This is a genomic window from Streptomyces sp. NPDC030183 (genome assembly GCF_055573455.1).
Genome location: NZ_JBVIBK010000063.1, coordinates 1 through 8,743 on the forward strand (window position 1 = coordinate 1; position 8,743 = coordinate 8,743).

Annotated in this window: 5 protein-coding genes; 3 read left to right on the forward strand and 2 right to left on the reverse strand. The window is 73.1% G+C overall.

Features of this window, described 5'->3' with window-relative positions; genetic code table 11:
* Positions 1 to 98 precede the first annotated feature (98 nt).
* Positions 99 to 3,080: a tetratricopeptide repeat protein gene (locus ACZ4Z2_RS37100; RefSeq protein ID WP_468082167.1), complete on the reverse strand. Its 2,982-nt coding sequence runs from the start codon at positions 3,078 to 3,080 to the stop codon at positions 99 to 101.
* A gap of 8 nt (positions 3,081 to 3,088) precedes the next feature.
* Entirely contained in the window at positions 3,089 to 4,933 is a 1,845-nt protein-coding gene (locus ACZ4Z2_RS37105) for an HSP90 family protein (protein ID WP_468082162.1), read from the reverse strand.
* Positions 4,934 to 5,134: 201 nt separating this feature from the next.
* Here ACZ4Z2_RS37105 and recG point away from each other — a divergent pair, with 201 nt between their 5' ends.
* From recG to coaD, 3 genes are all read left to right on the forward strand, one after another.
* Positions 5,135 to 7,348 carry an ATP-dependent DNA helicase RecG gene (recG, locus tag ACZ4Z2_RS37110; RefSeq protein ID WP_468082163.1) on the forward strand — a complete coding sequence of 738 codons (2,214 nt, stop codon included), beginning with the start codon at positions 5,135 to 5,137 and terminating at the stop codon, positions 7,346 to 7,348.
* Positions 7,349 to 7,505: 157 nt separating this feature from the next.
* Entirely contained in the window at positions 7,506 to 8,093 is a 588-nt protein-coding gene (gene rsmD / locus ACZ4Z2_RS37115) for a 16S rRNA (guanine(966)-N(2))-methyltransferase RsmD (protein ID WP_468082165.1), read from the forward strand.
* Between the two features lie 26 nt (positions 8,094 to 8,119).
* A complete protein-coding gene (gene coaD, locus ACZ4Z2_RS37120; protein WP_468082169.1) occupies positions 8,120 to 8,599 on the forward strand; it encodes a pantetheine-phosphate adenylyltransferase in 480 nt (159 codons plus the stop codon).
* Positions 8,600 to 8,743 lie beyond the last annotated feature (144 nt).

An 8,743-nucleotide genomic window follows, 5' to 3' on the forward strand; every position in this document is an offset into this window, starting at 1 on the left:
CGGTCCGACAACCGCTCACCCGCAGGCGTCCTGGCCTGCCCCACCCTCGCCACACGAACGACAACGAGACAAAACCACTTAAGTCACCGGCATTGCGCCTAGCCCTCCACCCCGTCGTCCCCCAACCCCTCCACCAACCCCAGCATCCGCTCCGCCTCCGACCGACGCGCCACCGCCGTCTCGTCCTCCCGGCCACCACCGCCACCGTCGCGGACTGCCTCGCCGTCGCCCCCACCGCCGGAGGCGTACGCGGTCAACACGCTCCGCGCCCGCCCCGCCGCGTCGGCCGCCCGGCGGAGGTCCGCCTCCAGCCACCCGGCCGCCAGCTCCGCTCCGGTTCGCGCGTCGAGGAAGTCGGCGCCGAGGGAGCCGTACACCGCCACGGCCCGCTCGACGAGCGTGAGCGCCTCCTCGAACACCGCCCGGTACGAGTCGAGTTCGGCGTCCTCGGCGACGGACCGGGCGAGCAGGTCGCCGAACTGCCGGTAGGTGTCGCCGAGTTCCGCGTGGATCCGCCGCCGGTTCTCCTCGCCGGTCACGTCCGACAGGGCCGCCTCGCACCCGAGCACCGCGTCACCCATCAACTCCCGCGCCGCGTCGAGACCCGCGCCCCCCTGCGCCGCGTACCAGGCCCGCGCCCGCAGCGCCCGCACATACCCGTGGACGTTGCCTAGCTCGCCCCAGAGGGCGCCCGCGCGCTCGTACGCCCGGTCCGCCTCGGCGGGCAGCCCCGCGCGGGCGAGGGCCTCGGCGGCGAGGTGGGCCAGCACGGCGTGGTCGCGCTGCTCCGGCCAGTGCCGGGTGATGTCGGCGGCCCGCAGCCACCGGTCGGCCGCCTCGCGGTGCTCGCCCAGCTCGGTGTGGCAGTCGCCGAGCCACCACAGGGTCTGGGCGATCGCCCCGTCCCCGTGGATTTCGGCGGTCAGGTCCGCCAGGGCCGACTCCAGCACCTCCGCGGCCTCCGCCCACCGCCCCTGCCGCAGCAGGAACCCGCCGAGCAGATGCCGGGCCCAGGAGCCGAGCGTCCGGCTCTCACCGGCCTCGTCGGCCCAGTGCGCCGCCTCCAGCGCGTGCCCGGCGCCCTCCTCGACCCGGTCGGCCGCGCCGAGGAGTTCGGCCAGCTGGACGTGGAGCTGGGCGTGGCCCATCGGCTCCAGGTCCGCACCGCCGTGCTCCAGCGCCGCGCGGGCCGCCCGCTCGGCCCGCTCCAGATCCCCGAGCTGCTGCGCGACCCCGGCGAGCCGGGCCTCGTACTGCACCGCGAACCACGGCGCCCCGGCCGCCACGTACCGCTCCGCGGCCTCCTCGAACAGCGCGGCGGCGGCCTCCGCGTCCCCGCCGCGCTCGGCCAGCTCCCCGAGCATGGCCCGCGCCTCCGCGGCCCGCGAGGCCAGCCGCACATCCCCAGCGCGGTGCGGTTCGACGAACTCCGCCAGCTCCCGCACGGCCGCCTCGGCGGCGGTCAGCGCGCTCCGGTCCGGCTCCGCCTCCTCCAGCCGCCGCATGAGTATCCGCGCCCGCCCCACCAGCACGGACGCCGTCTGCCGCAGGCCGGTGCCGCCGCCCGCGTAGAGGGCGAGGACCTTCTCGTACGGCTCGGAGAGCAGCTCCAGCGCGTCCTCGGTGTGCCCGTTCAACGCGTGGACGGTCGCTCCACGCGCGCGTGCCGCCAGCGCCTCACCCGGGTCACCGGCCTCCTCGTACAGCTCGGCCGCGTGCTCGAACAGGGTGCGCCCCTCGGGCCCGAGGCCGATCGCCCGGTGGTCGACGATCTCCGCCCGGTCATGGGCGTCCAGCTCCGCGCCGTCCGCCTCGGCGGCACGCGCCACGGCGGCCCACGCGCCCACGGAGGCCGGGTGCAGGCACTCGGAGAGCCGCCGCGCCTCGGCGAGGAGCGCGGACAGGTCGTCCGGCGCCGGCGCCGCCTCCACCCGCTCCACGGCCAGGGGCTGCCGGGGCCCGGGGACCGGCACCGCGCGCGTCGAGCGCACGCCCAGGGGCAGCCGCTCCACCAGCGGCGACTGGTCCATGCGCTCACGGACCTGGGTGCTGACGTACGAGGTGCCGTTGCGCTCGTCGAACCGGGCGGCCAGGGAAAGGGCCTCCACGCGTGCGTGCGAGGCGAGTTCCGCGGCGGTCCAGGTACGGCCGGCCGGCCCCGGGACCGTCTGATCGGCGAACCCGCGGTCGACCAGGCGGTCCATGAGGAGGGCCACCACGGCCATGTAGTCCAGCCCGCTGCGCGGATCCCCGGAGTCCGTGAAGTACGCCGGACGCTCCGCCAGCAGCTCCAGGCCGCGCGCCTCGTTGCCGGTCAGGGCGCAGAACTCCACGTGGTCCGCGTACGCGCCGCGCATGCTCTCCATGGCCCGCACCAGCCGGAAACCGCGCAGATGGTGGGCGCGTGCCTCGTCCGGCCGCCCGAGCCGCAGCAGCGGCAGCAGGGAGGACGCCAGGACGGTGTGCGGCTCGTGGGCGCAGGTGTACTCGCCCTCCAGAACCGGCGCCCACAACCGCAGCGCCTCGGCGTCGTGCCGCCGCCGCGCCTGCCACCAGCCCTGGCCGTGCAGCTCGCACGCGTGGCAGTCGGCCATGCTGTCCCGGTCGGCGGCCAGCCACGCCTCGTACGCCCGCTCGGCCCTCGCCAGGTCACCGATGTGCGCGGCCACACTGAACTCGGCGCTGCGCACCGCCCGTTCCGAGTGCCCCGCGAGCCGGTAGCGGTGCTCCATCTCGCCGAGCCACTTCTCGATCGAGGCGAGCGGCACATGCGGCTGGTTCAGCATGCCGGCCGACATCCACTTGAACACCCAGTGCAGCGAGTGGATCTCGTACTCGTCGAAGTCCTCGGGGCGTTCGTCCCACATGCGCAGCAGACGCGCGAAGGGGACGAACATCTTGTCCTTCTCGGAGCTGTAGTTGTAGACCTTCAGCTGGTGTCCGAGCGCCTCGATCACGGCGAGCGGGATGTTCAGCTTCTCGGCCTCGGCGAGCAGCCGCTCCGCGCGCGCGTTGCGGGCGGGGCCCTCCGGCTGCTCGTAGTTCTCCGCCATGGCACGGCGCAGTTCGTCGAAGTCCATGACGTCCCTCACGGTCGGCCGCCCTCCCCGGGCCCGGTCTCGCTGTGCGTGGCCCACTCCAGAAGGCCCATGAACGCGCGGTTCAACAGCGCCGAGTCCGCCGGCCTGAGCGGGCGCTGCGCCATCAGCAGGGCCTGCCCGTACAGGGACTCGGTGGCCGTCCCGATCAGCTCGGGATCGCGCAGGGAACCGATGCGTCGGATGAGCGGGTTCAGGTGGTTGAGCACCAGCCGCGCGCGCGGGGCGCTGCCGCGCAGGGAGCCGAGGATGCCGGCCCACAGGTCGTCGGCCTGCTCCTCGGCCTCCGCGCGGGCCTGCTCGTGCCGGGAGGAACGGTCGTCCAGGTGCAGCGCGGGCACCGACAGCGGGTGGAACGCCCGCAGCACGACATCGCAGCCCAGCGGGTCGAGCTTCGCCCGCGCGGCCGACAGGAAGCCCGCCAGCGCCAGCTCCTCGTCCGGGTCGGGCGCGTCCAGGTGCGCGGTCACCGTGTCGGCGTCCAGCTCGGCGACCATCGTCCCCGGGCGCACCGACGGCAGCGCCTCGACCAGCTCGCTGTCGTACGTGTAGCCGCCGTTGATCACCCCGACGCCCTGCGCGGAGGCGATCGGCGCGACCTGGCGGTACTCCTCGACCGTCCGCGTGAAGTGCACCACCGGGTGCCGCTGCGCGAACTCCTCCAGGGACAGCCGCCCGTCGGTCGTCTCGAAGGGCAGCCACGGCAGCATCGTGCGCAGCATGTCCTTGTCGTGCCGCGCCAGGGACTTCACCCCCAGGTAGTGCACCGACAGGAAGGCCGCCAGCCGCTCCGGATCGCCCGCGGCCAGACCGGTGAGCCAACCGCGGATCCTGTCGCCCAGCGCCTCCCGGACGGCCGCGAGGGTCTCGTCCTCGTACAGCGACTCGCGGGACGCCGTGGGCCGCAGACTGTCCGTGTCGAGCACACAGCGCACGAAGAACGCCCACTCCGGCAGCAGCTGTTCGGCCCGCTCGGTGAGCAGCATGCCCTTCAGGTGCACCCGGTGGCCCGCCCGCTGCGCCGGACTGACCGCGGACGGCAGCACGTACGCCACGCCCCGGATCCCGGCCAGCGGCACGTCCAGCTCGATCGCGTCCAGCGGGGTGAAGCCGAACACGTCGTGGCAGTGCCGCGCGAGAGCCACCCTCCGGGCGGTGGGGGAGGGGTACGGCCGGTCCCAGGGCGCCGGCAGGTCCGTGACCGCCTCCTCGCCCACCCGGACGTCGTACGGCAGCAACGACCCGAAGTCCCGGGCCAGCGACAGCACGCGCGCGTGCGCGAGCCACTCCGCCGCACCCGGCCGCGCCACCAGATGCACGGTCGTACCCGGCTCGGGGCGCGCCGCGTCCGGCAGCGTCCGCACGGTGTACGAGCCGTCGTCGGTCGCCGTCCACTCCACGGGCTGCGCGTCGGGCGTACGGGCGCTGCGGCTGACGACCCGGATGCGCTCGGCCACCACGAAGCACGCCAGCAACCCGATGCCGAACTGCCCGAGGAAGTCCGAGCGGACCTCCTGGAGCCCGTCGCCCCGCTTGGAGCTGCGCCCGATCGTGGCGAGGAGACTGTGCACGTCGGACTCGGTGAGCCCCACGCCGGAGTCCTCCACCCGCAGCGTGCCGCCGTCGGCGAACAGCCGCACCCGGGCGGGCGCGTCGGGCTCCTCCGCCCGCCGCGCGGTGATCGCGTCCACCGCGTTCTGCAACAGCTCGCGCAGGTAGACCTTCGGACTGGAATAGAGGTGGTGCGAGAGCAGATCCACCAGGCCACGCAGATCGACCTGGAACGTGTGAGGTGACTGTGGAGTCTGGGATGCCTGGGATGACTGTGAGGTCATTGAATCCATCGTCGCAGCGCCGGTGGGGGTGGGGTCGGGCGACGGCGCGGGGTAGGGCGGTCCCACGAGACGGTGACCGCGGACGGGAGGCGGCACGGGCCTTCGCTACAGGCCCGGGAGTGCGCCATCCTAGGCGCGAACGACCCGCCTGACCAGCGGATTTCAAGCACGTATACGGGATTGTCAGTGCCGTGGTGTGCAATGGATCTCGTGCCCGCGCTTGAAGAACCGCTCAAGAACACGCTCGGCGCCGCCACCGCGAAGGTGATGGCCGAGCACCTCGGCCTGCACACCGTCGCAGACCTGCTGCACCACTATCCCCGCAGGTACGAGGAGCGCGGGCAGCTCACCCACCTCGCCGACCTCCCCATGGACGAGCACGTCACCGTGGTCGCCCAGGTCGCCGACGCCCGGCTGCACACCTTCGCCTCCGCCAAGGCCCCCCGGGGCAAGGGCCAGCGCCTCGAAGTCACCATCACCGACGGCAACGGCCGCCTCCAGCTCGTCTTCTTCGGCAACGGCGTCCACAAACCCCACAAGGAGCTCCTGCCCGGCACCCGCGCCCTCTTCGCCGGCAAGGTCTCCGTGTTCAACCGCCGCCTCCAGCTGGCCCACCCGGCCTACGAACTGCTGCGCGGCGAAGACGTGTCGGAGACGGTCGACAGCTGGGCCGGCGCCCTCATCCCGATCTACCCGGCCACCGCCAAGCTGGAGTCCTGGAAGATCGCCAAGGCGGTCCAGACGGTCCTGCCGAGCGCCCAGGAGGCCGTCGACCCCCTGCCCGACGCCCTGCGCGCGGGCCGGGGCCTGGTCCCCCTCCCCGAGGCCCTGCTGAAGATCCACCGCCCCCACACCAAGGCGGACATCGAGAGCGCCCGGGACCGCCTCAAGTGGGACGAGGCCTTCGTCCTCCAGGTCGCGCTCGCCCGCCGCCGCCACGCCGACGCCCAACTCCCCGCCGTCGCCCGCCGCCCCACCCCGGACGGCCTCCTGACCGCCTTCGACGCCCGCCTCCCCTTCACCCTCACCGACGGCCAGAAGAAGGTCTCCCAGGAGATCTTCGACGACCTCGCCACCGAACACCCGATGCACCGCCTGCTCCAGGGGGAGGTGGGCTCGGGAAAGACGTTGGTGGCCCTGCGCGCCATGCTCGCCGTGGTCGACGCCGGCGGTCAGGCGGCCATGCTCGCGCCGACCGAGGTGCTCGCCCAGCAGCACCACCGGTCGGTCACGGAGATGATGGGCGAGCTGGCCGAGGGCGGCATGCTGGGCGGCGCCGAGCACGCCACCAAGGTGGTGCTGCTCACCGGTTCCATGGGCACGGCCGCCCGCCGGCAGGCCCTGCTCGACCTGGTCACCGGCGAGGCCGGCATCGTCATCGGCACCCACGCCCTGATCGAGGACAAGGTGCAGTTCCACGACCTGGGCCTGGTCGTCGTCGACGAGCAGCACCGCTTCGGCGTGGAGCAGCGCGACGCCCTGCGCGGCAAGGGCAAGCAGCCGCCGCACCTGCTCGTCATGACGGCCACCCCCATCCCGCGCACGGTCGCCATGACCGTCTTCGGCGACCTGGAGACCTCGGTCCTCGACCAACTCCCCGCCGGGCGGTCCCCGATCGCCAGCCATGTCGTCCCCGCCGCCGACAAACCCCACTTCCTCGCCCGCGCCTGGGAGCGCGTCCGCGAGGAGGTGGAGAACGGCCACCAGGCGTACGTCGTCTGCCCCCGCATCGGCGACGACGCCGACGAACAGACCGCCCCCGGCAAGGCCAAGAAGTCCCCCGAGGACGAGGCCGAGAAGCGCCCGCCCCTCGCCGTCCTCGACATCGCCGACCAGCTCACCCGGGGCCCGCTGCACGGCCTCGCCGTCGAGGTCCTGCACGGCCGGATGCACCCGGACGACAAGGACGCGGTCATGCGCCGCTTCGCCGCCGGCGAGACCAAGGTCCTGGTGGCGACCACCGTCATCGAGGTCGGTGTCAACGTCCCGAACGCCACGGCGATGGTCATCATGGACGCCGACCGCTTCGGCGTCTCCCAGCTCCACCAGCTCCGCGGCCGCGTCGGCCGCGGCTCCGCCCCCGGCCTCTGCCTCCTCGTCACGGAGATGCCCGAGGCCAGCGCCGCGCGCCAGCGCCTGGGCGCTGTCGCCTCCACCCTCGACGGCTTCGAACTCTCCCGCATCGACCTGGAACAGCGCCGCGAGGGCGACGTCCTCGGCCAGGCCCAGTCCGGCGCCCGCACCAGCCTGCGCATGCTCACCGTCGTCGACGACGAGGAGATCATCGCGCAGGCGAGGCAGGAGGCGGCCTCGGTGGTGGCCGCCGATCCGGAGCTGGAATCCCTCCCCGGCCTGAGAACGGCTCTGGACGCCCTGCTGGACGAGGAGAGGGAGCAGTACCTGGACAAGGGCTGAGAGGACGCCCGCGCAGGGGCCCTGCCGGTACGCCGCGCGACGGGGGCGCGACGGGGGCGCGGCGGAGTTGCGGCGGCCCAACGACGCGAGGCAGCCCGCACCCGCGCCTGCCAGACTGAACCGTGAAGCCGCCCATGACCCTGAAGAAGGACCCAAGATGACCCGCGTGATCGCCGGCGCAGCCGGCGGACGCCGCCTGGCCGTCCCGCCGGGGACCGGTACCCGCCCCACCTCCGATCGCGCACGCGAGGGCCTCTTCTCCACCTGGCAGGCCCTCCTCGGCGGCCCCCTCGAAGGCGAACGTGTCCTCGACCTCTACGCCGGCTCCGGAGCCGTGGGACTGGAGGCCCTCTCCCGCGGCGCCGCCCACACCCTCCTCGTCGAGGCCGACGCCCGCGCCGCCCGGACGATCCGCGACAACGTCCGGACACTCGGTCTCCCCGGCGCAGAGGTGAGGTCGGGCAAAGCGGAACAGATCATCCAGGGGCCGGCCCCCGAGGAGCCGTACGACATCGTCTTCCTCGACCCCCCGTACGCCGTCCCGGACGACGATCTTCGGGAGATCCTCCTCACACTCCGTACGGGAGGGTGGCTCGCGGAGGAAGCGCTCGTCACCGTGGAGCGCAGCACCAGAGGCGGTGAATTCGCCTGGCCGACCGGTTTCGAAGCGCTCCGGGCCCGCCGTTACGGCGAGGGAACGTTTTGGTACGGTCGCGCCGCCTCTACGTGCGAAGACGCACGATGACCGGACCGGAGAGCGAGGGATTCCAAGTGCGCCGCGCCGTCTGTCCCGGGTCGTTCGACCCCATCACCAATGGACATCTCGACATCATTGGCCGCGCCTCCAAGCTGTACGACGAGGTCTATGTCGCGGTGATGATCAACAAGTCGAAGAAGGGCCTGTTCGAGGTGGAGGAGCGGATCGACCTGATCCGCCAGGTCACCGCCGAGTACGCCAACGTCCGCGTCGAGGCCTTCCACGGTCTCCTCGTCGACTTCTGCAAGCAGCGCGACATCCCCGCCATCGTCAAGGGCCTCCGTGCCGTCAGCGACTTCGACTACGAGCTGCAGATGGCGCAGATGAACATCGGCCTCTCGGGCGTGGAGACCCTCTTCGTCCCCACCAACCCCACCTACAGCTTCCTGTCGTCCTCGCTGGTCAAGGAGGTCGCCACCTGGGGCGGCGACGTCTCCCACCTGGTCCCCCCGGTCGTCCTCGAAGCCCTGGCCGAACGTCTGCGCCGGGACTGAGGGCTGGGGCCTGTCGTTTGGATCACGCCCGGGCCGCGGCAGCAAAGTCCCCTAGGCCCTGTCGTCAAATTCCCGCCGTCGCCCGGAGGGCGGCCCCGCGGCGTCAGGTGCGTGCTCTCGGCGTGCCGGGCCCTGACCCGTGTA

Coding starts and splice junctions, on each gene's coding strand:
- recG (WP_468082163.1), top strand. CDS start 5,135: ATGGATCTCGTGCCCGCGCTTGAAGAACCGCTCAAGAACACGCTCGGC.
- ACZ4Z2_RS37100 (WP_468082167.1), bottom strand. CDS start 3,080: ATGGACTTCGACGAACTGCGCCGTGCCATGGCGGAGAACTACGAGCAG.
- ACZ4Z2_RS37105 (WP_468082162.1), bottom strand. CDS start 4,933: ATGACCTCACAGTCATCCCAGGCATCCCAGACTCCACAGTCACCTCAC.
- rsmD (WP_468082165.1), top strand. CDS start 7,506: ATGACCCGCGTGATCGCCGGCGCAGCCGGCGGACGCCGCCTGGCCGTC.